Source organism: Paenibacillus albicereus (assembly GCF_012676905.1).
Lineage (GTDB): Bacteria > Bacillota > Bacilli > Paenibacillales > Paenibacillaceae > Paenibacillus_O > Paenibacillus_O albicereus.
The window spans coordinates 2,658,682-2,682,643 of sequence record NZ_CP051428.1 but is presented as its reverse complement, the minus strand read 5'-3'; the positions used below and the strand labels follow the sequence as shown (position 1 = coordinate 2,682,643).

Below are 23,962 nucleotides of genomic sequence, written 5' to 3'. Positions count from 1 at the left end.
CCCCGATGGCTTCCCAGTTTCTCATCAATCTGCTGATCGCTTTCCTGTGGATGTTCCTCTATGACGATCTGAGCCTGCCCCGCTTCGCGGCGGGCTTCGCGCTCGGACTGCTGTTCATCGGGCTGCTCAACCGCTTCCTCAAGCGCGATTTCTACCTGCGCAAGGTCAAGGCGGTCCTGTACCTGCTCGTCATCTTCATCCGCGAGCTGTTCCTGTCGAGCTTCACCGTCATCTATCAGATCATGAAGCCGAAGCTGACGATCCGGCCCGGCATCGTGGCGATGGAGACGCAGCTCAAGACCGACGGGGAGATGACGCTGCTCGCCTGCCTCATCTGCCTGACCCCCGGCACGCTGACGCTCGACGTGGCGGACGACCACCGGACGCTGTACATCCATGCGATGGACATCGGCGATGCGGAGCAATTGCGCCAGCAGATCCGCACGACGTTCGAGCGGGCGATCATGGAGGTGACGCGCTGATGGTCGACATGCTGCTGCAAGCGTCGCTCGTCCTGCTCATCCTTTCGATCGCAGGCTGCATGTACCGGCTGCTCAAAGGCCCGTCCGTGTCCGACCGCATCGCCGCTCTCGACACGATCGGCATCCTGCTGCTCTCGATGATCGCCGTATTCGGCATGCTGCAGGGTACGACCGTCTATTTCGACATCATCCTCGTCATCGGCATCGTCAGCTTCATCGGCACGACCGCCTTCGCGCGCTATATCGAGAGAGGGGCGGTGATGGAGGATGAATGATGCGCTTGCGATCGCATCGGCCGTCATCGTCCTGCTCGGAGCCTTGCTCAGCCTGTTCAGCGCCTTCGGCCTGATCCGGCTGCCGGACGTCTACCTGCGCTCCCACGCGGCGACCAAAAGCGCCACGCTCGGCGTCCTGTTCATCCTGACCGGTGCCTTCCTGTACTACGCGTTCGTCCATGACGTCGTCAGCGTCAAGCTGCTGCTCGGCATCGTGTTCGTCTTTCTGACCGGACCGGTCGCCGGGCATCTCAACGCCCGCGCCGCCTACCGGACGGGCGTGCATCTCTGGGAGCGGAGCACGCGCGACGATCTCAAGGAAGCGCTGCAGCAGGAACGGGAGCAAGCGCGAAAAAGGTCGGAGCTGGAAGACAAGGCTCGATAGCGAAATAACGACATGAGCGGAATCCCTTACAATTGCCTCATTTATGACCGAAAAAGTCATAGGTGGAGGCAATTTTTATTTTTTTGTCGATTTACAGAAGGAAAAATGGGAATTCGAGGGAAGAAAGGAGGAGTTGTACATTATTGCCTGAGGGGGTTCACGCGTTGTTCAAACGGATTGAAAAAGAAAGGGAGCTGGCCTTGTTCCATTACATCTGGATGACCGTATGGAAGGAAAAAGGCTATGAATTCGAGTTCCCCGACGAGGTCCTGGACCGCCGGCTGATCGTCGCTCCGGACGGAGCCTATTGCGGCACGGCCGAGATCAGGCCCTATGCGTCCGAAGCGGAGGAGCTGGAACGCATCGCTCCGTTCTCCCGCCTCGGCGAGGTCGCAGAAGACCCGGAGAAGGTGGTCGTGGCGGATCGGATCGCGCTTCTTCCGAACTATCGCGGCAAGCAGATCCAAGCGCTGCTCTCCAGCATCGTCTACATGTCGGAGCAGCGGGGAGCGAGGTGGTGCGCGGCTCTGCTGGAGCCGGTATTTTGCCGGGCGCTCCGCATCACGTTCAAGGTTCCGATGACCATCGTCGGACCGAAGCAGCCCTATAAGGGCGATTTTGTCGTGCCGGTTCTTTTTCCTGTGGAAGAAATCTATCGCGACCCGGAGCGGCACGAATGGCTGTCTTATGCGCATGCGCACGAAGTGAGGCAAGCCGTGCTGGCCTGAGAGGACGAGAGAGACATCCCGGACGAGGATGACAGGCCTTGGAAAGGGAAGGTTGGAATGGAAAGGAAGCTTGCTGTGCTGGACAAGCGCAACCGCTTGTTCGTGAAATTGCTGTGGAGCCTGCTGGCGCTTGGCGTCGCGGCCGATTTGGCCGCCGGATTGCCGAGCTCGATGATCTGGCTGCTCGTCGCGGCGGGCTCGCTCACCTGCGGGCTGGCCACGGCGCTGACTTATCTGCGCGTGCTCCCCTCGCTCATCATGTATCTGGTTCCATGCATCCTGACGCTCATCACCGTGCTGCTGATCGTCAGCGATCCGGCTCCGATCGTCAGCACGTACTTCATGGTCTACGTGAACGTCGCGGTCATGACGCTGTACGCCAATTACAAGCCGATCGTGTTCTCCGGGCTGCTGGGCATGGGCGTCAGCACGTACTTGTTCCTGACTCCGGAATTCCGGGATCGGCTGTTCCCCGGCGAGTCGCTCGCCTATCTGTACCTGTACCTGATCTTCCTGACGGTCAGCCTCGCGTTCGCGATGCGCTTCAGCGAGAAGCTCCAGCAGCAGGTCGCGGACGAGGCGGAGGCGGCCGCCGCGGCCGGCCGCGAGTCGTCGCTGCTGCTCGACCGGCTCAAGGAAACGGTGCTGACGCTGGACGGCTTCAGCTCGGCCTATCGGGAGGACATGCTGGCCGCCGGACGCATCTCCCGCGAGGTGACGGAGGCGTTCGGCGAGATGAGCGCCGCCTCCGAGCACCAGTCCTCGGCCATGCACCGCATCTCCGAGTCGGTGGATTCGGTCGAGCGGGCGGTCATCGGCCTGGCGGACGGCACCTCCTCGCTGTCCGTGCTCTCGGAGGAGACGGCGGGGCTTGCCGCCGGCGGCGAGGACGGCATGCGCCGGCTGTCTGCCGCGATGGACGAGACGGAGTCCGTCATGGCGACGCTCGGGGAGCTGATGGAGGAGCTGCAGGAGCAGAACGACCGCATCGGGGAGATCAATGCCCGCATCGGCGACATCGCCTCCCAGACGCGCCTGCTGGCGCTCAACGCCTCCATCGAGGCGGCCAGGGCCGGCGAGCAGGGACGGGGCTTCTCCGTCGTCGCCGATGCGGTCGGCAAGCTCGCGGACAGCTCCGGGGAAGCGGCCGGCGACATCGCCGCGATACTCGGCCGCATCGGCGAGCGCGTCCACAGCATCGCGACGGCCGTATCGAGCGGCCGCGGCGCGGTCGCCGTCAGCTCGGCCCACACGGCCGAGGTCGGCGCCTCTATCGTGCGCATCCTCGCCAACTGCGAGCAGGTGCGCGGCCATGCGGCGACTGCGGTGGACGCCTCTTCGCGGCTCAAGGACGACTATGGCCGCATCGCCGACGAGACGACCGCCGTCGTATCGGCGACCGAGCAGAATCAGGCATCGATGCAGGAGGTGGACGCCAGCATGTCGGACCAGCATGCGCGCATCTCCGGCATCGCGGACGGCTACGAGCAGCTTGGGCGGCTCGTGCAGGAGCTTCGCCAGCTGGTCGACAGCCGCAGCGCCGCGCGCGGCTGACGCTTGCTCGTCATCCCTTCCATGGACTTGGTGGGGATGATGGTAGTTGATATGGTAATTTCAAACATCTTTTCCTCGTTTATTCCGACTCTATGTGGTAATATATTCCTATTGATCGCGATGATGATAGGTAGAAATGGAGTCAACTTCAGCATGCTGGCCTTATTGGGACGAGTTGCCGTGCTATTGATGGTGTATGGATTGTTCTTTTTTGGACCGTTCGGCATCTATTCCGTCGGAATGGCGCTGTTCCTCGTCGGCGCGCGCTGGTCGCTGGCGCTGCTGGAGGATAAGCCCCGCTGGAGCCGGACCGGCCGTCGGCGGCGGATGTAGGACGCTGCGGCTGCGGCATGGTCCGCGGAGCCGCAGCGCCGGCGCCGCGCAGTCCCAAAAAAAGAGGCTCTCCCGCTTCCAGGCGGGAGAGCCTCTTTTTGGCATGGCGTCGGGAGAGGCTATATCGCTTCCGAAGCGGACAGGTCCTCGCGGATCAGATCCGCCGTCAGCTGGCCGCTCAGCGTCACCATCGGCACGCCGCCGCCGGGATGCGTGGAGCCGCCGACGAAGTAAAGGCCGCCGAGCAGCGGGCTGCGGCTCGGAATCTTGAAGCCGCCGTTCAGCTTGCGGTCGGTGACGACGCCGTAGATCGAGCCGCCGTTCGCGCCGTACAGCGCTTGCAGGTCGTCCGGGATGAACTGCTCCTCGTACTCGATATGAGCGCGAAGCCCTTCGGCGCCCATCCGCTCCAGCTTATCCAGCACGAGCTCCCGATAGCGGGCGCGATGGGCTTCCCAGCTCTCGCCTTCCTTCAGCGGCGGCACATGCGTCAGCACGAACCAGTTCTCGCAGCCGTCCGGCGCTTGGGTCGGGTCGGTCTTGGACGAGATGCCGACGTAGACGGTCGGATCGTCGGTCGGAATCTTGTCGACGAACATGTCGTGGAACTCACGCTCCGGATCGCGGGAGAAGAAGAAGTTGTGATGCTTGAACGCCTCGTAGCTCCGGTTCACGCCGAGCAGCAGCACGTGGCCGGATACGGCAGGCTCGTACTTGGCGAGCTTTTCCGCCTGGCGCTCGGCGCCCGGCACGTCCCGCAGCAGCGAGCGGTGGGCCGGGATCGCCTCCAGGTTGCAGACGACGGCATCGGCCCGCAGCTCCTCGCCGCCGGAGAGGCGCACGCCGACGGCGCGTCCGCCGGCCTCGAGGATGTCCGCCACCTCGGCGCCCGTCCGCACTTCCGCTCCCAGCTCCTCCAGCAGCCGCAGCTCGGCGCGGGCGATCTCGTACATGCCCCCCTCGACGAAGTAGATGCCGAGCCCCATCTGCACGTAGGCGAGCTGCGTCAGCACGGCCGGAGCGGCATACGGGGAGGAGCCGACGTACATCGTGAAGAAATGGAAGATCTGGCGCAGATGCGGATGCTTCAGATGCTGGCCGGTGAGCTGCGCGACCGTCTTCATCGGATCCATCGCCAGCAGCTCCTTGAGCGTATGCTGCTGGCGCAGGTCGGTCAGCCCGGACAGCGAGCGGCTGTAGAAGCTCTTCATGCTCAGGTCGTACTGCTTGCGGCTGTAGTCCAGGTAGCCCAGGAAGCGCTCGCGGTCTTCCGGCGACAGCTCGCCGATCGCCTCCAGCATCTGCGGCAGGTCGCCGACGAGGTCGAGCGTCGCTCCGTCCTCGTACAGGCCGCGCCACTGCGGCTCGACGCGCTTCAGCTTGACATAGTCATGCAGGTCGCGCCCGGCGGAGCGGAACAGCTGCTCCAGCGTCCAGGGCATCGTCAGGATCGACGGCCCGGTGTCGAACCGGTACCCTTTGCCGGAGCGGAGATTCAGCTTGCCTCCGGCCCGTTCGTTCTTTTCGAGCACGGTGACCTTGTGTCCGTCCGCGCTCAGGCGGATCGCAGCCGACAGGCCGGCGAGACCGCCTCCGACAACGATGATCGATTTGCTCAACTCTAGTTCCTCCTCTAGTCCATTCGGTTTTGAGTCGCCATGGATCGTCCATACTAGTTGGGACCGGGCCAATCTCCCGATTTCCTCTTTTACCCATTGTGAACGCATTCCCCTCCGCGAATACGCGGGGATTTCAAAAAAAATCGCAGCATCCTGACGAGGAGGAATCAGCATGGATGCAGGATGGTGGATCACGGCCGGTTCGCTGGCGCTGGGCAGGCTGCTGACGGCGGAGAAGCGCCTGATTGCGGCCGCGCTAGGGGGCGCGCCGGCCCGCGCGCACGGCCGCCTTCACGGCCGCGCGGGGGCGGCGGAATCTTTTCGCCGGGCTGGCTCGTCAGCGGACAAGGAGCCGGCGCGATCCCCGCGCTGGAGCGTCATCGTCCCGGCGCGCGACGAGGCGGGCAATCTCCGCCTGCTGCTGCCGCTGCTGCTCCGCCAGACGGTGCATGCGGACATCGTCGTCGTTGACGACGGCTCGGAGGACGGCACGGCCGCAGTCGCGGCGGCGCATGCCGGCGTGCGGACCGTCCCGGCCGGCGACCTGCCTGCGGGCTGGCGGGGCAAGAACTGGGCGTGCAGCCGCGGGGCCGCGGCCGCGGAGGGGAGCCGTATCGTCTTTCTGGATGCGGATGCGCGTCCGGCACCGGACTTTCTCGAGGCGCTCTCGGCCGTCTGCTCTCCCGGAGCCGTCGTTACCGTGCAGCCGTGGCATCGCGCGGCCAGCCGCCGCGAGCAGCTTTCGGCGATGCTGAACGCCGCCGTCATCGCCGGCTCGGGCCGGTTTGCCGCTTGGAGCCGCATCGGCGGCTCCCGTCCGGGCTCGTTCGGCCCGTGCCTCGCCTGCTGGCGGGACGATTACGAGGCGGTCGGCGGCCACGAGGCGGTCAAGGGGGAGATCCTCGACCATGACCGCCTGGCGGCGCGCTTCGCCGATTGCGGCAGGCGGAGCCTGGCGCTGCTCGGAGGCGACCGGCTGGCCTTCCGCATGTATGCGGAAGGCTGGGGCGAGATGACGGCCGGCTGGAGCAAGAGCATCGCGCTCGGAGCCGGCGGGACGCCGGCAGCGGCGCTGCTGCTCATGATCGGCTGGGTGAGCGGCTTGACCGGAGCGGCGGCGGCATGGACGGAGCAGCTGCTGCGGGCGGCGGCCGCGCTTGTCCACGGCGCGCTGCCCGATCTCGGGTCGCTGGCCGCAGCGGCGCTGCTGTATGCGCTGGCCGCCCTCAGCGCTCGGCGGGCTTGGCGGCATGCCGGCTCGTTCGGCTGGCCGGCCGCGCTGCTGTACCCGCTGCCGCTGCTCTATTTCTTCGCCGTGTTCGCCCACTCGCTCTATCGGTCGTTCTTCCGCCGCCGCGTAAGCTGGAAAGGAAGGGATCTCGATGTCGGTTGAGCTCGGCCCGGCAGGCGTCATCCTGATCGATGCCGCCGTCTGGCTGCTGCTGCACGCGCTGGCCGTAGCCTTGGTGATCCGCATCCCATGGGAGCGGTTCGCTTCGGACGGCCCGTTGACCCGCCTGCGCGGCTTCGAGGCCGACGGCCGCTGGTACGAGCGGACGCTGCGCATCCAGCGCTGGAAGGACCGGCTGCCGGACGGAGGGGGCTGGGTCAAGTCGGGCTTTTCCAAGCGCCGCCTGCGGTCGGGCCGTCTGGAGCATCTCGAGCGCTTCGCGGCGGAGACGCGGCGAGGCGAGCTGACCCACTGGGCGATGATGCTTCCGCTGCCGTTGTTCGCGCTGTGGAATAACGCGTTCGGCATGGTTATCCTGACAGTTTATGTGCTTATCGCGAATCTTCCGTGCATTTTCGTGCAGCGCTACAATCGGGCTCGCCTGCTGAAAGTCATGTCGCGGCCAAGCCGATTGTGCTATTCTAGGAAAGTGATATCCGGCCATCTGGAAGAATAGGGTAGAGGGAGCGGTCTTGCGGCAATGGAATTCGACGTGCAGTACATAAGCTTTTTTGTGATCCAGACGGATGGAGAAGGAACGGATTCCGGCAAGCGGTTCCGTCATTTCCAGACGATGGACGGCGAGGACTACGAGGACAGCCCGCTCAAGGATTTCCTGAGCGGCGAGTTCGCGCGCATCGTGAAGCGCAAGGCGGAGCGCCATCCGCCCTCCGAGTCCGTGCCGACCAAGCTCGGACGCTTCCGGGTCGAGCCCGGCTACGAGCTGGACAGCAATCCCGACTACAATTTGCTGCAGCGGCTCCGCACGGCCGATACGGCCGAGCGGTTCCACGGCATCGCCGACGAGCTGGTGCGGATCTACATGGATACCTCGGCGGTTCGCGGAGGGGCGCTCATCGCCGTGCAGGCGACGCTGAGCAAGCTGTTCGACGCGCCGTTCCTGTTCGTGCTCAAGTGCGACTTCGAGTCCAAGATCGCCCGCATCGCCGACGAGCGCAGCCTCGTCGCGAACGTCGAGATGGCGATCAGCGCGCGCACGATCAAGTCGATCCAGTACCCCCACATGCCGGAGGAGGGGATGCTGGAGCCGTGGGAGGTCAAGATCCATCAGGCTTCGCATGCCCGCTACTTCGAGGACTTCCTCAAGTTCGTCAGCTACGAGCGGCCGCTGCCCGAGGTGATGGGCGATCAGGTGCTGGACATGGTGCAGCAGTACATGACGGACAAGTGGCAGGACGACGCGAGTCCGCAGCGCAAGGAAGAGGAGGAGGCGGTGGAGATTTGGGCCGCTTCCGACAAGCGGGAGCTGCTCGAGCGCTGGACGCCGGAGCAGGTGTACGAGGCTTCGGCCGCGCTCGTGGAGCAGAAGGAGGACCTGGCGCTCAGCTTCAAGCTCGGCGGCGTGCAGGTCAAGGGCCTGCTTACCGACTTCGGGCGCTCGCTGCACTTCGCCCGCCACAACGGCAAGTACGTCGCCGTCATCGAGGGAGACGCGTTCCAGTTCGAGCGCGGCCTCTCGCCGGTCGAGCTGCTCCATCCGCCGGAGCTCTCGCAGGTGATGGAAGTCATCGGAACCTCCGAGCCGGAGGCCGCGGCGGCCGCGGCATCGGCTGGCGCCGCGGACGGGGCATCCGGACCGGAAGACGACGGTGAAGTGCCGTGGTAAGGCGGCCGGCCAACGTCTATTTTGCAGAGGGAGGATCAAGCCTATGAAGCAAGTGATGTTCATCGAGCTCGGCATGGGCACGGATCTGCACGGGCAGGACGTCACCAAGGCGGCCGTGCGGGCGGTGCGGGACGCGATCCGCCGTAACTCGATGCCGGGCCTGAGGACGGTGCTGCCCGGAGGCAGCCTCGACCGGATGAAGGTTCGCGTCAAGCTGGCGGTTCCTTGCGACGAAGACCGGCTTGACCTGGAGGCCGTGCGGGCCGAGCTTCCTTACGGGGAGGTCGAGATCGCGGTCATGCCCGGAGGCATGCTCACTTCAAGCGGCATCGTGCTGGAGGACAAGCAGGACCGGAACGACCTGATCTATGTCGTGCTCGCCGCGGTCGAGGCCGGCTACTAAAACGAACTCAACATGCAGGGACAGGAGTGGAGCGATTGGATTACATCAAGGCGATCGTCCTCGGCATCATCGAGGGATTGACGGAATTTTTGCCGGTCTCGTCGACCGGCCACATGATTTTGGCTGGCGATCTGATGAACTTTACGGGGGACAAAGCAGGCACCTTCGAGGTCGTCGTGCAGCTAGGCGCCGTGCTGGCCGTATTCTTGCTTTATTTCAAGCGGTTCATCAGCTTCCTGAAGTTCGACTTCTCCAAAGGCTCGGGCCTCAACGCGCTGCATCTCGTGCTTGGCATGATTCCGGCAGGCGTCATGGGCGTCGTGCTGCACGGCTTCATCAAGGAGTATCTGTTCGGGCCGACGACGGTGCTGCTCGCGCTGATCGCGGGCGGCTTGCTCATGATCGCCGCCGAGCAGTACCAGAAGCGGCATACGCCCTCGGCGGAGACGGTCGACGACATTACGTACAAGCAGGCCTTCGGCATCGGCGTCTTTCAGATTTTGGCGCTATGGTCCGGCTTCTCCCGTTCGGGCTCGACGATCTCCGGCGGCATCTTCATGGGCACGAGCCAAAAAGCGGCGGCCGACTTCACGTTCATCCTGTCGGTGCCGATGATGATCGGCGCGACGGGCGTCGACCTGTACAAGAGCCGCGATCTGCTCGTACGAGAAGATTTCGGGCTGCTTCTCGTCGGCTTCGTCGTCTCGTTCGTGGTCGGCCTGATCGCCGTCGTCACCTTCATCAACTTGATCAAAAAGCTCAAGCTGAGCTGGTTCGCCTACTACCGCTTCGTCTTGGCGGCCTTGTTCTTCTTGTTCGTCATGTAGCTTCATCCGCGCGTACAAAGGAAGAACGACGAAAAAAGCATCCGTTTCCCCCGGTGGGGACGGATGCTTTTTTGTCTCATCGCGCAAGCGTCAGATTTTGTAGGAGCCGCTGCGGTCGCCCTGCTGCGCCGGCGTGCGCGGCGCCGAGCCTTGCCGGCTCGAAGCGAAGTTGCGCACGGTCGAGAACAGCTTGTCCCTCGCGCTCTTGTTCCGCATCAGGTAGGTCACGCCTGCTCCAATCACCGTTCCGAGTACTTTTTTGTTCATGTTCGGTTCCTCCCTTGTCGTTCGTTCTGCTCTCTTTTCACCCGTTTACCCGATCGAGAAACTTTAGCGGTGAGAGATGAAGTTCGCGATGCGAACGATCCCGAACCGGGTATAGAAGGACGAGAGGCATGCTGGAGCCTGGACGCAGGGACCAGGGAACCCAATCCGAAAGGGAGCGATCAACAATGGAATCGAACGAAACGATGGACCCGATGAACGGAACGATGGCGGGCGGCACCGGTCAAGGAGCGGCGATGGACGCGACGGAGATGGAGCGCAAGATGAAGGAATGCTTGGACGCCTGTCTCGCCTGCATCTCCGCCTGCAACCACTGTCTGGACGCCTGCCTGGAGGAGGAGCACGCCGCGATGATGAAGGCGTGCATCCGGCTCGACCGCGACTGCGCCGATCTATGCGGCATGGCCATCCAGATGATGACGCGCAACAGTCCCTTCGTCAAGGAGTTCATGCTGCTGTGCGCCCAAGCCTGCGACCTTTGCGCCGAAGAGTGCGCGAAGCATGACCATGACCACTGCCAAGCTTGCGCCGAAGCCTGCCGCGCCTGCTCCCGGGCTTGCATGGCGATGGCAGTCTGAACCGGCGCTTGGCGGAACGGCCGTCCGGCCTGGGCAAGCCTGCAAGGCGGAGGCCGCGGACGGCCAATCGCCGCGCAGGCCCACTCCGATAGCTGGACGGAACCAAGACGAAGCGGCCGCCGGCCGCTTCGTCTTTTGGCGATCCTATCGGCGCTGCAGGGAGCGCTAGAGGAGGAAAATGGCGACGATCGTGGTGACGACGAGTCCGAACGCCACCGGCTTCAGGTTGCGCCGCGCGAGCTCGAACGGGCTGACGCCGCAGATCGCCGCCGCCGGGATGAGCGCCCAAGGAATGAGCGTGCCTCCGCCGACCCAGATGGCGGCGATCTGGCCGAGCGCCGTCAGCACGTCGGTCCCGTGGCCGAGCGCCGTGCCGAACAGGCTGGCGACCGATCCGGCGAGGGAGATGCCCGAGAAGCCGGATCCGTCGAGGCCGGTGATGGCGCCGACGGCGGCGAGCGTGGCCGCCGCGACCGCTCCGCTGACCGGCACCGAATGGGCCAGCAAAGCGCCGAGATCGTTGACGATGCCGTGAGAGCCCGCAGGCAAGGCGGAATCGCCGAACAGCGCCGGCAGCGCCGAGTCGCCGAGATAGAAAAAAGCGGCGATCGGGATGACGGGGCCGAACACCTTGAAGCCGAACGTGAAGCCCTCCACCAGATACGTCGTGGACCGTTCCAGGCCGCGCCCGCGATGGGCGAGCAGCGACAGTGCCGCGACGATGAGGGCGGCGGTGCCTCCGATCAAGGCGGTGGCGTCTCCTCCTTGCAGGTCGAGGCGGAACAGGAGATAGACATCGAGGGCGAACAGCAGCGGGATGGCGATCGCTGCCGCGCGCTTTGCCGCAAGCGGCAGCGCCTTGCCGGCGTTGTCGCCGGCTTCTTCGGGACGTGCGTCCGCGCCGCCTTCTTCCGGCGCGCCGAACAGCGACCCGGCACCCGGCTGCACGAGCCCGTCGCGCCACGCGCCGGTCTTCCTATCGCGCTGCATGAGCCAGAACGCGGCTACCGTCGTCGCAACGCCCATGACGATGACGAGCGGCACGCTCGCCTCCATGACCTGGGCGACGCCGATGCCGGCCGCGTCCGCGGTCAGCTTGGGCGCGCCCTGGATGACGTAATCGCCGGACAGGGCGATGCCGTGGCCGAACAGGTTCATCGCCATCGCCGCTCCGAGCGCCGGCAGGCCGACCCGGAGCGCGACCGGCAGCAGCACGGCGCCGATCAGGGCAACGGCCGGCGAAGGCCAGAAGAAAAAGCTGACCGTCATCATGATGAGGCCGATGCCACAGTACGCCATCGCGGGCGTCCGCAGCAGGCGGGCGAAGGGGGAGACCATGATCTCGTTGATGCCGGTGGCGACGAGCAGGCGGCTCATCGCCACGATGATCGAGATGATGAGGATCGTGCTTGACAGCTCCTTGATCGCGTAGATCAAGCTGTTGAACAGGCCGCCGACGGCGCCGCTAGCCGTTCCGGAGGCGATCCAGCCGATCGCGCCGATGCCGAGCAGGCAGGCGATCGTCGTATCGCGGCGGAGAGTGAGCAGGACGATGATGGCGCCGACGAAAAAGAGGTAAAGCCAGTGGATGGAACCGGCGGTGACGTCCATAGGATCGGTCCTTTCGCGGTTAGGCTAAAGCATCCTATGCCGGACCGGGACGTGACGTTCGCTCAGGGACGGGCAGGCTCGACGACGCGGAAGCTGCCGGGAGAAGCATCGGCGAAGAACGGCGATGCCGCTCCGGCCGCATACAGGCGCAGCACGTGCATGGCGCGCGTGCAGGCCGTATAGAACAGCTTGCGCAGGCGCTCCTCGCCGTAAGCGTCCGCGCTCGCGTCGTAGAGCAGCACGGCGTCGAATTCGACGCCTTTGGCCAGATAGGCCGGGATGACGAGCATGCCGCTTTCGAACTTGGCCGTATCCTTGGTCACCCGCTTCAAGCTCTCGAGGCCCGGAATCGCCCGCAGCGCTTCCCAAGCGGACTGCGATTCCCCTTCGGTCCGGCAGATGACCGCGATCGAAGCCGCTTCGCCTGCCGCCAGCTTCAGCAGGTCGGCGCCGAGCAGCCGGTCGCGCTCCTCGGCGCTGCCGGCGCGGACGAGCACGGGCAGCTCGCCCGGCCGGTCGAACGGCTCGATCGCGGTGCCGTCCGGCAGCAGCGAGCGGGTGAATTCGACGATCGGCCGGGTCGAGCGGTAGCTGCGGCGCAGCACGATCGTTTCCGTCTGGTCGGGACCATATAGCCGCTGCAGCCATGCGCTGGCCGCAAGCTCCGTGGAGTGGGCGAAGATCGCTTGGTTGAAGTCTCCGAGCGCCGTGATCTTCGCCATCGGGAACAGCCGCTTGAGGAAGTGGAATTGGAACGGCGAAAAATCCTGCGCTTCATCCACGATGACGTACCGGATCGACGTGTTCATGCGGAAGCCCTGCACGAGCTCGGTCAAATAAAGCAGCGGGGCGGCGTCTTCATGGAGCAGGCGGCCGTCGTCCAGCGCCGAAAGCGTGCGGGCTGCGATCTCGCTCCAGCGCTCCTCCGCCGCATTCTCCGCCTGCTCGCCGCGGAACAGGTCCTTGTACAGGCCGGCGGCGTCAATCCAGGCGAGGCTTTCGGCCAGGCGTCGCAGCGGACGGAACGCCCGGCGGGCCACCTCGGTCCGCAGCAGCCGCTCCTCCAGCACGCTCTCCTCCTCGTCGGCCCCGGCCCGCTGCCGGCGCAGCGTCTTGTGGATCTTCCGATACTGGTCGTCGTCGAGAAACTCGATCTCCTCGCGCACCCAGTCGGCTTCCCGCTCCGCCGTCTCCAGCCGCTCGAGCTCCTCGAGCAGCCATTCCTTGAGCAGCTCGATCCGATTGGGCAGCCGGATGGAGGCGTCCATGGCGTAAAAGCGCTCCGTCAGCTGGCTGCGCCCGACAACGACGCGGCCGCGCAGGCGGAAGCCCTTGAAGCGCATGCCGGAGCGGAGCAGTCCGCTGGCGAACGCCTCAATCCGCTCCAGGAACCGCACGGAGCTCTTGCAGGAGATGGAAGCGGCGCGCAGCCGGATCGAGTCGTCTGCCTCCGGCCCTGCGAGCACGGCTTCAAGCTGCTCGGCGGCGTCCTCCAGCTCGTAGCGGCGGCCGAGGCGCAGCTCCAGATAGTCCTGGAACGTCGTCTGCTTGATGTTCTCCTCGCCAAGCTCCGGCAGGACGGACGAGATATAGCTGCTGAACATCGGGTTGGGGGAGAAGAGCACCATCTGCTCGGCGGAAATGCGGGACCGATGCTTGTAGAGCAGGTAAGCCACGCGCTGCAGGGCGGCCGACGTCTTGCCGCTGCCCGCCGCTCCCTGCACGATCAAGAGCCGCGCCCGGTCGTTGCGGATGATCGCGTTCTGATCCTGCTGGATCGTGCCGACGATCGCCTGCATCTGCGAGCTGGACGTGCGGCTCAGCACGTCCTGCAGCAGCTCGTCGCCGATCGTCATGCCCGTGTCGAACATGGAGCGGATGCGGCCTTCGCGGATGGAGAACTGGCGCTTGAGCGTCATCTCTCCGGCAATCTCGCCTCCCGGCGTCTCGTAGCGCACCGCGCCGGGGCCGTAGTCGTAGTAGAGGCTCGCGATCGGCGTCCTCCAGTCATAGACGAGGAACGTCTCCCCATCGTCCGCGAGGAAGGAGGCTACGCCGACATACGCCTGCTCAGGCGTTCCGTCCGTTCCTTCCTCGACGAGATCGATGCGTCCGAAGTACGGAGCGGGCAGCAGGCGGCGCATTTTCTGCAGGCCGCTGCGCAGCGCGCGATGGCTCCGCTCCCGCTCGGACAGCACCTCGGCCTGCTGCTTCATGCTGACCGCCGTCTCGATCCGGTCGTCGCTCTCCGCCAGGTTGACGGTCACGTCGTCCCAGAACTCCGAACGGATTCCGACGACCTGCGCCTTCAGCTCCGAGACGATCGGCTCGTCGCGGGCGATCCGCTTCTTCAGCTGCCCGCGGACCGCGTCGACTCGAGCCTGTTCCTTTTTCCATTCGCCAGCATCCATGGAGGGACACATCCTTTCATTCGTCGCACCGGCCTGTCCCAGCTGCGGATCGAAGCTTGACAGAAGGCCGCTATTGTAGTAAAATAGAATAGAATTTTACTACCCTGAATATCGCTCTATTTTTTGCATGACTTCCTCAGTTTACTACGGGACGCCGTCCCGATTCAATCCTTCCCGCATGCGGGTAGGATTTTTTTGCGTTCCGTCCCCAAGCAGTCATGTTCCCCGTCCGCCGGCGAATTCCTTCCGCAGAACCACCGGCTTGGAAGGCATAATTTCCGCCTCCGGCCGATAGGATGGATCAGCTGCGCGTCCCTTGGCGGCAGCGCCGCCAGGCGCGGGACGGAACGGGGAGGAGGTGCGCGATGATCCGATTCAACGCCGTCTGGGTCGCCGGGCCCGGGCTGCTGAGGCGCTACCGGAGGGAATGCTCGCTGGCCGAGCGGCAGCGCGACCCGTCGTTCCCCCGCATGCGCCTGCTGCTGCGCAAGGTGCCGATTCCGTTCGAGGCATTCGGTCAGCTGAGCTTGGGAGAGCGCGAACTGGAATTCGAGCCGCTGCGACCGACCTTCTCCTCCGTGGCGGTATTCCAGTTTTACGGACTGAACCGGACGCTGACGTTCCGGTTCGACTATGCCGACCTGTACGTCTCTCCGGTGCCGCCGCTGCCGGACCAGCCCTTGCCGACCTGGGGCGACTGGGTCAGGCTGACGAGCCGCAGCTCCAGCATCGAGTACGTTCTCGCCGTGTCCAGCACGGGAGCTCGCCTTTATCCTTGGCTGGCCAGCCGGATCGAGCCGTTGCCGGGTTCGCACTGATGCGCGATTCAGCCGTCGCCGCTGCGTCCAAATAGGGGTAACAGACAAGCGGGAGGCGGGATGAAGATGACGATTCAAATCAATTCGACGCTGCTGGAGGCGCTGCAAGGGGACTTGACTCAGGCCGAGGCCGACATTTTGGTCAGCGCGGCCAACTCGAGCTTGAAGGGCGGCACGGACGGGGCGATCCTACATGCGGGAGGCATCGCCATTCATGACGAGCTGACGCTCGTCCGCAACGAGCGGGGTGGCTGCGATCCGGGCGATGCGGTCATGACGACGGCGGGCAAGCTGCCGGCCGCCTACGTCATCCATGCCGTCGGACCGATCTGGCAGGGCGGCGGCACCGGGGAGGACAAGCTGCTGGAGTCCTGCTACGGCCGCTCGATGGAGCTGGCCGAGGAGAAAAGCGCCACCAGCATCGCCTTTCCTGCGCTCAGCACCGGTCTTTGCGGCTTTCCGAAGGACCGGGCGGCCGCGATCGCTTTCGCTGCGGTATCGGACTATTTGAAATCGCATCCGGATACGTCGATCAGGCGCGTCAGCTTCGTCTGCTCCGACGAGGAAGACTGCCGGGAGCTGGGCAAGCAGATCAAGCTGGCGTACACGTCGAGCTGAGTTCTGGCGAATAACGTACCCTTATCGGGCTTCGCCGTTGGCGAATAACGTACCCTTATCGGGCTTCGCCTTTGGCGAAGCTTTTTCATTCACCCGGAATCGAGTATGATAGGTCTATTCGAGCTTGGGAGGACAAGAGGCATGGAATGGAAGCTGATTCACGCGGAAATGGCCCGCACGGAAGAAGACGGATTCGTCGGCAAGGTGCACTTCGAGGTATCGGGGCATAAGAAGCCCTATGAAATCGCTCTGCAGAGCAAGAAGGGCAAGGACTGGGCGTACGGCCTGTTCTTCCTGAACGAGGCCGGCCCCGAAGAGGAGATCGAGCAGGTGGAGGAGGAGCTGGAGGAGAACGACGAGATGTACGAAGCGCTCGTCGAGGCCGCCCGCTCCTCCTACGCGCCCGAAGGCTGATCTAGCTCCAGGTGCGGGACATGCGCACATGCGGAATGCCTGCATCGAGGAAGATGTCCGGAGAGACCGGCGCGTAGCCGAGCTTGGCGTAAAACCCTTCGGCCTGGACCTGGGCGTCCAGCACGGCGCCGCCGTAGCCTTGCTCGCGGGCGGCTTGTTCCATCGCCCGCACGAGCGCGGCGCCCGTGCCGCGGCCTCGCCGCTCGGCTCGAACGGCGATGCGCTGAAGCTTGGCCATGCCTTCCTCGAACGGCTTGACCCGTCCGGTGCCAACCGTGGCGCCGTCCTCGTCGAGGAGCAGCAGGTGAAGGCATCGGTCCGGGGCGGCGTCGTAGCTGTCCCACTCTTCCTCGGGGGAGACCCCCTGCTCGAGGACGAATACTTCCTTGCGGATCGCGAGGCACTGGGCCAGCTGATCGGGCGTTTTCACTACGATGGCTTGCATCAAGTTGGATCCATCCTTTCCCGTAACCGCCTGTGGACAGGCATCGACTCGTATTCTAGCAAGGATCGCATGCCTCTGCAACGAAAACGGCTTTTCGAGAATTCGACGGCGAAAAAGGAGAGATGGCGATGGGGATGGGAAGGACGATCGCGATCAGCGACATCCACGGCTGTCCGGATGCGCTTCGCCGGCTGCTCGGCAAGGTCGGCTACGAGCCGGCGGCGGATCGGCTCCTGCTCCTGGGCGACTACGTCGGGCGAGGGCCGGACAGCAAGGGGGCGCTGGACGCCCTGATCCGGCTCAAGGCCGAGGGCGGGAAGAGCGTCGTGCTGCTCAAGGGCAATCACGATCACCGGTTCCTGGAGCTCATCAAGACCGGGCACCCGGGGCTGGCGCGCAGCTTTCTCGAGCATGGGGGCAAAGCGGCGCTGTCGAGCTACGGCGGCTGGCCGCAGGAGCACAGCTGGACGCCGGGCGAGCTCGACGACGCGCTGCGCCTCATCCGGCGGCGGCATCCCGAGCATGTGAGGCTGCTTCAGGGATTGGAGCTGTACGCGGAGGATGACCTCCGCATCTATGCGCATGCAGGGCTCGATCCCGCCTGGGGCAAGCGCTGGAAAAAGCAGCCTGCGCCGATGTTCTACACGGTTCGCGAGCCGTTCTTGCGCCATCCGGTCGCTGCCGGGAAAACGGTCGTGTTCGGCCATACGCAGACGCGCAAGCTGCAAGACGGCGCAGGTGTCTGGAACGCGGGCGACAAGCTCGGCATCGACGGCGGCTGCGCCTACGGCTATCAGCTGAACGCGCTGCTGCTCGATCCGGACGGCGGCTGGCAGGAGGAGAGCGTTCCGGCCAACCTCGGCTTCGAATCGGCCGGGTCGTGCTTCATCGGCCGTCCTCCAAGGGTATAGGTAGACAAACCTACACGAACGCTTAGGAGGAAGCCGATATGAACCATTTGAAGCCATCGCAGATCGAGAAGCTGAAAGCCGCCCTTCTGGAGGAGAAAGCCGAGCTGGAAGCGCATTTTCAGCTGAACGCCGAAACGACGGGGGACGGCGGGCCGGCGACGATGCAGGAGGCCGACGGAGAGCTGTCGAGCTATGACAACCATCCCGCCGATGCCGCGACGACGACGTTCGAGCGGGAGCGCGACATGGCGCTCGACGAGAAGCTCGGCAAGAAGCTGGCTCAAGTGAACCGGGCGCTGAGCCAGATGGAGGACGGCACGTACGGCCTCGACGCCGAATCCGGCGAGCCCATTCCGTTCGAGCGTCTGGAGGCGATACCATCGACCCGCTATACGGTGCAGAACGTTCCGCAACAGGAGCCGGCGCCCGAGCGCCCGGTCGAGGAGCAGGTCATGACGCTTCCGCCCAAAGGGGCAGGCGAAGGCCGCCAGTCGCATGCCGGCCGATTCGACGATGCGGGAGCTTGGCAGGCGGTCGAGGAATATGGCAATGCCTCCGCGACGGTCGATCCTCAGGCCGAGGCCGAAGCGGCGAATGAAATGGAGAAGCTTCGTTGAGCCAGGAGGCGACAGGCAGGACCGGATGCTCCGGTCCTGCTTTTTTTGCGCCTGCTGCAATCGCCTTGCAGCGCGGGCTGGCGGCCTCTCGATGAGAATCCTTAGAGCGGAATGAGAGAAGCTTAACGCTTCTGCCGGCTCATTTCCGGTACACTGGGACGACGACTGGACAGGAGGAATGACATCATGATGACCAAACGCTGCCTCTTCTGCGACTCGCCGGTGCCCGTGAAGGTCGGCTCCGGGCCGGCGGAGCGCTTCATCGGCTGCGACTGCGCCCCGGGAGCGGACTACGGCATGACGGCGGACCAATACGAGGTGCTCGGCTCGCTTTCGTATCCGCGCCAGCGAGAGCTGTTTCCGCTCGCGTCCGCTTACATCCGCGAGATGACCGGCCTCGGCCGCGACGTCGTCGTCACCGCCGAGGAGGTGGAGGCGCTGCCCGCCTCGCCTCACGTGCCGCTTACGGTCGAGGCCAAATGCGCCAAGCTTCTCGCCTATTTGCGCCGCCAGTGCGCCGGACCGGGAGAGCCCGTCATCGTGCACCGGCTCGCGCGCAGCTTTAACCTCACCTACTCGCAGAACCTGCAGGAGATGGTCTACGTCATCGAGAAGCTGCGGGACGAAGAGCTGCTCGAGCGGACCGGCTCGGTGTTCTCGCTGACGCCCAAAGGCTGGGAGCAGGCTGAGCTTGCCGCAGCAGGCGGGCTGCAGAAATATTGCGTCGTCGCCGGGAGCGGCGACGACGAGGCGGATGCGGAGTGGACGGGCTACGTGCTGCCCCTGCTGCAGCAATGCGGCTACACGCCGAGAGTGCTCGGCCGCGACGGCGACGCCGACGGCGAGCGCCCGCTCGAGCTGCTGGCACGGGCAGACCTCGTCCTCGCCGAGCTGTCCGGCGATGCGGCGTCCGCTTGCCTGGCCGGCGGGTACGCGCTTGCCGCGGGCATCCCGCTGCTCTGGACGTCGCGCCAGGGAGCAGCCGCGCCGCCGGCATGGACCGGCGCGGCGGCGCTGCGCTGGCAGGACGCCGAGGAGCTGAGCTCGCTGCTGCTGCAGCGGCTGCGCTCCGACGCAGCGCTGGCCGCCGCTCCCGGAGCTTGACGCCGAGTCGCCAGGGGCGGTACGGCCGGACGTCATGATTCTTTCCGGCAAGATTGCCGCAAGCTCCGCGGGACAAACGATACGGTTCGGGGTAAGGTGGAGAAAGGATAGCGCCGACCGCGAGGCGGCATGCTATTCGGACGAACCGCCACTTCGGGAGGGACATGCGGATGCAGGCGATGGAATCGAAGGAGCTGCGGCTCGAGGAGGACGAGCTCGGGCTGCTGCAGGACTGGGGCATCAAAGGCGTGCACGTCGAGCAGGCCGGCCGCGAGCGGCTGCATTGGAGCGCGGACGGCGAGGACCGGCCTGCGGCCGTTCTGTCCTGCACCAAGAGCGTGCTGTCGGCGCTCATCGGCATCGCGATCGGACAGCGCCTGATCGGCGGCGAAGAGGATCCGATCGTCGCGTACCTGGATGTGGAGGAGCCTGGCCTGGCCGAGGCGCTGCGGGACGATCCGCGCAAGCGCTCCATCACGATCGCGCAGCTGTTGAACATGACGAGCGGGCTGGACTGGCCGGACTTCGACAAGCCGTACCGGGAGCTGAAGCGCGCGGAAAATCCGGCTTCCTTCGTGCTGGGCCGCCCGCTCGCGCATGAGCCGGGAGCCGTGTTCGCCTACAATACGGGCGGCTCGCAGCTGCTGGCGATCGCGCTTGAGCGGGCGTGCGGAAGGAGCCTCTCCACGTTCGCGCGAAGGCATCTGTTCGGACCTTTAGGCGCCGGACCGGTCCGCTGGAGCCGCCTCGCCGGCGGGCAGGAGGGGGGCGCGGGTTTGTCGATGACGATGCGCGGCCTGGCGAAGCTCGGCCGTCTGTACGCTCAGGGCGGCCGCTGGCAGGGCGAGCAGATCGTTCCCCAGGAATGGGTGGAGGCGTCGGTGAAGCCTCGCCATAAAGGATTGCTCCATTACGAGCCCCAGGTATACGGCTGCTACGGCTATCACTGGTGGGTGTCGCCGCAGGACAAGCAGCCTGGGCCGAATTACTTCTTCGCGTTCGGGTACGGGGGTCAGTACCTGTTCGTCGTGCCGGAGCTGGAGGCGGTCGCAGTCGTGCGCAAGAGGCCGGAAGGGCGCAACAAGGCGATCCTCTCCCGGCAGCTGTTCGAGCGTCATCTGCTGCCTGCGCTGCGCGACGGATAGCGGGAAGCGAAAATGGGACATGCTAACGGCGAGCCTGCCCGGAAAGGGCAGGAAAGACCTAGGGCAGGAGGCAGGAAACCCATGAATTCCATGAATCCGAACGGACAGCAGCCGCAAGGCGATTCGAGCTTGACCATGACCTACGAGCAGTTCCAGGAGCAGCAGCGCCAGCGCCGCGATCAGGAAATGGTCGAGGGCAGGCAGGCGCTTCTGCGGGCAGGCGCGGACAGCAGCTCCGAAAAGGTGCGCGGCCTCATCAATACGATGCAGGAGCTCGTGCAGGAGCTGAGCATGACCGAGAACCAGATCCAGGTGCAGGCCGACGCCCAGCTGCGGCAGCTGCGCAAGCTCAAGGAGCGCGCAAGCTCCGTCGAGGCGGAGGTCCGCTCCTCGCTCGGCGGCTCGGCGCTGCATTGACCCTATTTTCCGCGCATGCGCCCCGCTTTCCGCAGCCTCCGACACGTCGGAGCCGGAAAGCGGGGCTTTTGCTTGGCGGCGATGGAGCGGCCGGCGGCATCTATGCTATGCTGGATAGAGCCGAAAGGAGGCCTGGCTATGATGAATGCCGATTTCTTGCCGGTGCGCGACCTCGAGGGCCATCTGCTCTTGTCCATCAAAAAGCCGGAGTTCGGACTTACCGTATCGACCCGCGAGCTGGTCTATCACAAGCCGCATGTCAATTATTACCTCAAGCTGGACGATATGGTCAGCCTCGTGCCGTTCGAGCTGCGCCGGACAAAGGAAATGACAGCCGGACACAGCCGCGGCGGCACGGCCGAGTATGCGATCAGCGGGGCGGACGTTCCGGTGTACCGCATCCATGTCAGCGCGGCGGTCGTTCACAATCGCAGCGGCCGCTTCCAGACGGGCGCGATGCAGTTCATCCTGCCGATTCCGCCGCGCATGCTCCAGCTGATCGGCGCCCATAGCGGCATGAGCCGGCTGTAGCGCTTGAGGCAGCCGGCCGCCGGGCGGCGGTTGGACTTGCCTGCATTCGGGTACAAACAAAGGACGACAGCAACCCGAAAGCGAGGAGATTCGAATGGATGCATTGTATACGGCGCAAGTACGGGCAAAAGGCGGCCGCGGAGGGAAGATAAGCTCTTCCGACGGCGTTCTGGAGCTGCCGCTCGCGATTCCCAAAGGACTCGGAGGTCCCGGCGGAGAAGCGACGAATCCGGAGCAGCTGTTCGCCGCCGGCTACGCGGCTTGCTTCGAGGGAGCGCTTCAGCTGGCCGCCCGCAAAGCCGGCGTCGAGGCCAAGGAAGCGGTCGTGACGGCGCAGGTGTCGATCTTCAAGGACGAACCGAGCTACAAGCTCGGCGTCAAGCTGCAGATCTACGTGCCGGAAGCCGATCTCGCCCAGGTCCGCGACCTGGCGCAGCAGGCGCACCAGGTCTGCCCGTACTCCAAGGCGACGCGCGGCAATATCGACGTGGAGCTCGAAGTGCTGGAGGCCGAGCCGTCTCGTTGAGATGAAGACTACAGGATCGAAACAACCGAGAGCCTTTCGCCAGCTGGCGGAAGGTTCTTTTTCGCCTGATATTGAATAAAAATAAATTAAATAGTATATTTATGCTTATTGAAGCCAAGACGACCGGGAGGTAAGCGAAGTGAAAGCCTATTACGAGATCGAGGAAGCGGCGCTGAACAGCTGGCCGGCGCTGCAGACGAGCAGCTGCGGGGGATGGCTCGTCAAGTCGAACGGCGGCTATACGAAGCGTTCGAATTCCGTGCAGCCGCTCCTTCACCTGGGCGGAAGCCTGGAGCAGCTGGAGACGAAGATTCGGCGCTGCGAGGACATCTACCGTCTCACCGGACAGCCGGCGATGTTCAAGATCACTCCGTTCGCCGAGCCTGCCGAGCTCGATGCGGAGCTGGCCCGGCGCGGCTACCGGGTCTCCGATCCGTCAGTCGTCATGACGGCGGAGATCGGCCGGCTGAAGCCGGAGTGCGCCGGTGCGGACGCGCTCGTCTCGAGCGATCCGAGTGCCGCGTGGCTGCGGCTCATGCAGGAGTGGGGAGGCTGCGGGGAAGAGGAGCTGCGGCTGACGGAAAGGATGTTCGAGGCCTCCACGCTGCCCCGCCAGTTCGCGCTTCTCCATGCCGAGGGCCGGCCGGTGTCGCTCGGCTTGGCGGTGCTCGACGGACGCCTGCTCGGCTTCTACGACATTTTGACGGCGCCGGACAGCCGGGGCAAAGGCTATGGCCGGAGGCTGCTCCGCCATCTGCTGCATTGGGGGCTGGAGCAAGGCGCCGACCAGGCCTTTCTGCAAGTGCTGGCCGGCAACAAGGCCGCCGAGCGGCTCTATGCCGGACTTGGCTTCCGCGAAGCCTATCCCTACTGGTACAGGGTGCAGGAAAGCGATCCTGTCAAGTCTTTACTTGGTTGAAACGAGGGTGATATAGTAGTCAGGCTGTCTTTTTTGGAGGGCAGCGCTGAGCCGACATCAGAAAGGACTGCTTCCCCTTGTCTACGACCGAAGAAACGAAGCCCGAGCTTATTCCCACAAAGATCTGGAAATGCCGCAATGCCGACTGCAAGGCGTGGGTGCGCGACGAGTTCGCCGCCGACTCCCAGCTCTGCCCGATGTGCAAAGGACCGATGCTGCGCAGCATCCGGCACCTGCCTGCCGTCGTGAACAAAATCAAGCGCAAGCCGAAGCCGAAAGACGAATACGGCCTCTGACCTTCCGCGCGCCGCCCTGCGATACTTGCGCCAGGCCGTTCCCGCCGCTCCGCCGCCTTCGGCCGGAGCGGTTTTTTGCTGCTCGCGGCGGCATGCCTTCGGCCTCTTCGTATGCTACAATAGAGGGCGAATCAAGACCACACCCGTTTCGGGAAGGAGGGCGCCGGATTTGGAAATCAGACAGGAGATCGGGGCCGCTCGAGCGTCCGAGCGGCATCCGGAACATTCGGAACATCTGGAACACCCGGAGCACGGAGCCGATTGCGGATGCTCGGAGCCGCGCAAGAGCCATCATTCCGAAAAGACGAAAACGAGCCTCATCAGCCGCTTGAACCGCATTGAGGGCCAGGTGCGCGGCATCAAGGGCATGATCGAGAAGGATACGTACTGCGACGACGTGCTCAACCAGATCAGCTCGATTCAATCGGCGCTGAACGGCGTCGGCAAGCTGCTGCTGGAGCATCATATGAAGTCCTGCGTGGCGGAGCGGCTGCAGGAAGGCGACAGCGCAGTCATCGACGAACTGATGGTGACGATGAACAAGCTGATCCGCTGAGCGGACGCAAGGCGGCCGGAGCGAACTTTTTCCGGCCCTCGCTCGTCTACAGCAGCAGGAAAGCATATCCAGATAAA

The 23,962-nt window shown here is 64.7% G+C and carries 30 protein-coding genes; 25 read left to right on the top strand and 5 right to left on the bottom strand.

What is annotated here, in order from left to right; all coding sequences use genetic code 11:
* Positions 1-5 precede the first annotated feature (5 nt).
* From HGI30_RS11880 to HGI30_RS11855, 6 genes are all read left to right on the top strand, one after another.
* Positions 6-482 carry a Na+/H+ antiporter subunit E gene (locus tag HGI30_RS11880; protein WP_168907761.1) on the top strand — a complete coding sequence of 159 codons (477 nt, stop codon included), beginning with the start codon at positions 6-8 and terminating at the stop codon, positions 480-482.
* The gene (locus HGI30_RS11875) at positions 482-757 is read left to right on the top strand and encodes a Na(+)/H(+) antiporter subunit F1 (protein WP_168907760.1); all 276 of its coding nucleotides are present in this window, start codon (positions 482-484) and stop codon (positions 755-757) included. The genes HGI30_RS11880 and HGI30_RS11875 overlap by 1 nt, the downstream gene beginning before the upstream one ends.
* Positions 750-1,142, top strand: coding sequence for a monovalent cation/H(+) antiporter subunit G (mnhG, locus tag HGI30_RS11870; protein WP_168907759.1), 393 nt, complete (start codon positions 750-752; stop codon positions 1,140-1,142). The genes HGI30_RS11875 and mnhG overlap by 8 nt, the downstream gene beginning before the upstream one ends.
* 164 nt (positions 1,143-1,306) lie before the next feature.
* Entirely contained in the window at positions 1,307-1,870 is a 564-nt protein-coding gene (locus HGI30_RS11865) for a hypothetical protein (protein WP_168907758.1), read from the top strand.
* Between the two features lie 57 nt (positions 1,871-1,927).
* A complete protein-coding gene (locus tag HGI30_RS11860) occupies positions 1,928-3,424 on the top strand; it encodes a methyl-accepting chemotaxis protein (RefSeq protein WP_168907757.1) in 1,497 nt (498 codons plus the stop codon).
* A gap of 153 nt (positions 3,425-3,577) precedes the next feature.
* Positions 3,578-3,757, top strand: a complete 180-nt coding sequence (locus HGI30_RS11855; protein ID WP_168907756.1) for a hypothetical protein — start codon at positions 3,578-3,580, stop codon at positions 3,755-3,757.
* Between the two features lie 119 nt (positions 3,758-3,876).
* Here the strand turns inward: HGI30_RS11855 and HGI30_RS11850 are convergent, their stop codons facing one another.
* On the bottom strand, positions 3,877-5,376 hold the full coding sequence (locus HGI30_RS11850; RefSeq protein WP_168907755.1) for a phytoene desaturase family protein: 1,500 nt from the start codon (positions 5,374-5,376) through the stop codon (positions 3,877-3,879).
* A gap of 172 nt (positions 5,377-5,548) precedes the next feature.
* Here HGI30_RS11850 and HGI30_RS11845 point away from each other — a divergent pair, with 172 nt between their 5' ends.
* The 5 genes from HGI30_RS11845 to HGI30_RS11825 are packed head-to-tail and all read left to right on the top strand — an operon-like array spanning position 5,549 to position 9,683.
* The gene (locus HGI30_RS11845; protein WP_168907754.1) at positions 5,549-6,769 is read left to right on the top strand and encodes a glycosyltransferase family 2 protein; all 1,221 of its coding nucleotides are present in this window, start codon (positions 5,549-5,551) and stop codon (positions 6,767-6,769) included.
* Positions 6,759-7,283 carry a glycosyl-4,4'-diaponeurosporenoate acyltransferase CrtO family protein gene (locus HGI30_RS11840; protein ID WP_168907753.1) on the top strand — a complete coding sequence of 175 codons (525 nt, stop codon included), beginning with the start codon at positions 6,759-6,761 and terminating at the stop codon, positions 7,281-7,283. Before HGI30_RS11845 ends, HGI30_RS11840 begins: the two co-directional genes overlap by 11 nt.
* A gap of 24 nt (positions 7,284-7,307) precedes the next feature.
* On the top strand, positions 7,308-8,453 hold the full coding sequence (locus HGI30_RS11835) for a DUF3900 domain-containing protein (protein ID WP_168907752.1): 1,146 nt from the start codon (positions 7,308-7,310) through the stop codon (positions 8,451-8,453).
* 43 nt (positions 8,454-8,496) lie between these two features.
* Positions 8,497-8,856 carry a Lin0512 family protein gene (locus HGI30_RS11830; protein ID WP_168907751.1) on the top strand — a complete coding sequence of 120 codons (360 nt, stop codon included), beginning with the start codon at positions 8,497-8,499 and terminating at the stop codon, positions 8,854-8,856.
* Positions 8,857-8,882: 26 nt separating this feature from the next.
* The gene (locus tag HGI30_RS11825) at positions 8,883-9,683 is read left to right on the top strand and encodes an undecaprenyl-diphosphate phosphatase (protein ID WP_168907750.1); all 801 of its coding nucleotides are present in this window, start codon (positions 8,883-8,885) and stop codon (positions 9,681-9,683) included.
* 90 nt (positions 9,684-9,773) lie between these two features.
* On the opposite strand, the gene HGI30_RS11820 is transcribed toward HGI30_RS11825, so the two are convergent.
* Positions 9,774-9,950 (bottom strand): hypothetical protein, encoded by a 177-nt coding sequence (locus HGI30_RS11820; RefSeq protein WP_168905838.1) that lies wholly within the window; start codon positions 9,948-9,950, stop codon positions 9,774-9,776.
* 185 nt (positions 9,951-10,135) lie between these two features.
* On the opposite strand from HGI30_RS11820, the gene HGI30_RS11815 reads away from it, so the two are divergent.
* Positions 10,136-10,546: a four-helix bundle copper-binding protein gene (locus tag HGI30_RS11815; RefSeq protein WP_407944985.1), complete on the top strand. Its 411-nt coding sequence runs from the start codon at positions 10,136-10,138 to the stop codon at positions 10,544-10,546.
* A gap of 165 nt (positions 10,547-10,711) precedes the next feature.
* Here the strand turns inward: HGI30_RS11815 and HGI30_RS11810 are convergent, their stop codons facing one another.
* Both HGI30_RS11810 and helD read right to left on the bottom strand, forming a co-directional pair.
* On the bottom strand, positions 10,712-12,157 hold the full coding sequence (locus HGI30_RS11810) for a hypothetical protein (protein WP_168907749.1): 1,446 nt from the start codon (positions 12,155-12,157) through the stop codon (positions 10,712-10,714).
* A 62-nt stretch (positions 12,158-12,219) separates the two neighbouring features.
* Positions 12,220-14,568: an RNA polymerase recycling motor HelD gene (gene helD / locus HGI30_RS11805; RefSeq protein ID WP_168907748.1), complete on the bottom strand. Its 2,349-nt coding sequence runs from the start codon at positions 14,566-14,568 to the stop codon at positions 12,220-12,222.
* Between the two features lie 365 nt (positions 14,569-14,933).
* On the opposite strand from helD, the gene HGI30_RS11800 reads away from it, so the two are divergent.
* From HGI30_RS11800 to HGI30_RS11790, 3 genes are all read left to right on the top strand, one after another.
* Positions 14,934-15,386 (top strand): hypothetical protein, encoded by a 453-nt coding sequence (locus tag HGI30_RS11800; protein WP_168907747.1) that lies wholly within the window; start codon positions 14,934-14,936, stop codon positions 15,384-15,386.
* 66 nt (positions 15,387-15,452) lie between these two features.
* Positions 15,453-16,004: a macro domain-containing protein gene (locus HGI30_RS11795; protein WP_168907746.1), complete on the top strand. Its 552-nt coding sequence runs from the start codon at positions 15,453-15,455 to the stop codon at positions 16,002-16,004.
* A 141-nt stretch (positions 16,005-16,145) separates the two neighbouring features.
* Entirely contained in the window at positions 16,146-16,418 is a 273-nt protein-coding gene (locus HGI30_RS11790; protein ID WP_168907745.1) for a hypothetical protein, read from the top strand.
* A 1-nt stretch (position 16,419) separates the two neighbouring features.
* Here the strand turns inward: HGI30_RS11790 and HGI30_RS11785 are convergent, their stop codons facing one another.
* Entirely contained in the window at positions 16,420-16,863 is a 444-nt protein-coding gene (locus tag HGI30_RS11785; protein ID WP_168907744.1) for a GNAT family N-acetyltransferase, read from the bottom strand.
* Between the two features lie 128 nt (positions 16,864-16,991).
* Here HGI30_RS11785 and HGI30_RS11780 point away from each other — a divergent pair, with 128 nt between their 5' ends.
* From HGI30_RS11780 to HGI30_RS11735, 10 genes are all read left to right on the top strand, one after another.
* Positions 16,992-17,774 (top strand): metallophosphoesterase family protein, encoded by a 783-nt coding sequence (locus HGI30_RS11780; RefSeq protein ID WP_168907743.1) that lies wholly within the window; start codon positions 16,992-16,994, stop codon positions 17,772-17,774.
* Positions 17,775-17,812: 38 nt separating this feature from the next.
* Entirely contained in the window at positions 17,813-18,391 is a 579-nt protein-coding gene (locus tag HGI30_RS11775; RefSeq protein WP_168907742.1) for a TraR/DksA C4-type zinc finger protein, read from the top strand.
* Between the two features lie 186 nt (positions 18,392-18,577).
* Positions 18,578-19,495: a hypothetical protein gene (locus HGI30_RS11770; protein ID WP_168907741.1), complete on the top strand. Its 918-nt coding sequence runs from the start codon at positions 18,578-18,580 to the stop codon at positions 19,493-19,495.
* A gap of 170 nt (positions 19,496-19,665) precedes the next feature.
* Positions 19,666-20,640 carry a serine hydrolase domain-containing protein gene (locus HGI30_RS11765; protein ID WP_168907740.1) on the top strand — a complete coding sequence of 325 codons (975 nt, stop codon included), beginning with the start codon at positions 19,666-19,668 and terminating at the stop codon, positions 20,638-20,640.
* An 81-nt stretch (positions 20,641-20,721) separates the two neighbouring features.
* A complete protein-coding gene (locus tag HGI30_RS11760; RefSeq protein WP_168907739.1) occupies positions 20,722-21,057 on the top strand; it encodes a hypothetical protein in 336 nt (111 codons plus the stop codon).
* Positions 21,058-21,195: 138 nt separating this feature from the next.
* Positions 21,196-21,588: a hypothetical protein gene (locus tag HGI30_RS11755; RefSeq protein WP_235680111.1), complete on the top strand. Its 393-nt coding sequence runs from the start codon at positions 21,196-21,198 to the stop codon at positions 21,586-21,588.
* Positions 21,589-21,682: 94 nt separating this feature from the next.
* On the top strand, positions 21,683-22,114 hold the full coding sequence (locus HGI30_RS11750) for an organic hydroperoxide resistance protein (protein WP_168907738.1): 432 nt from the start codon (positions 21,683-21,685) through the stop codon (positions 22,112-22,114).
* A 139-nt stretch (positions 22,115-22,253) separates the two neighbouring features.
* A complete protein-coding gene (locus HGI30_RS11745; RefSeq protein WP_168907737.1) occupies positions 22,254-23,033 on the top strand; it encodes a GNAT family N-acetyltransferase in 780 nt (259 codons plus the stop codon).
* A 77-nt stretch (positions 23,034-23,110) separates the two neighbouring features.
* Positions 23,111-23,329: a cold-inducible protein YdjO-related protein gene (locus tag HGI30_RS11740; protein WP_168907736.1), complete on the top strand. Its 219-nt coding sequence runs from the start codon at positions 23,111-23,113 to the stop codon at positions 23,327-23,329.
* A 235-nt stretch (positions 23,330-23,564) separates the two neighbouring features.
* Positions 23,565-23,885: a metal-sensitive transcriptional regulator gene (locus HGI30_RS11735; protein WP_168909849.1), complete on the top strand. Its 321-nt coding sequence runs from the start codon at positions 23,565-23,567 to the stop codon at positions 23,883-23,885.
* The last annotated feature ends 77 nt before the right edge of the window (positions 23,886-23,962 follow it).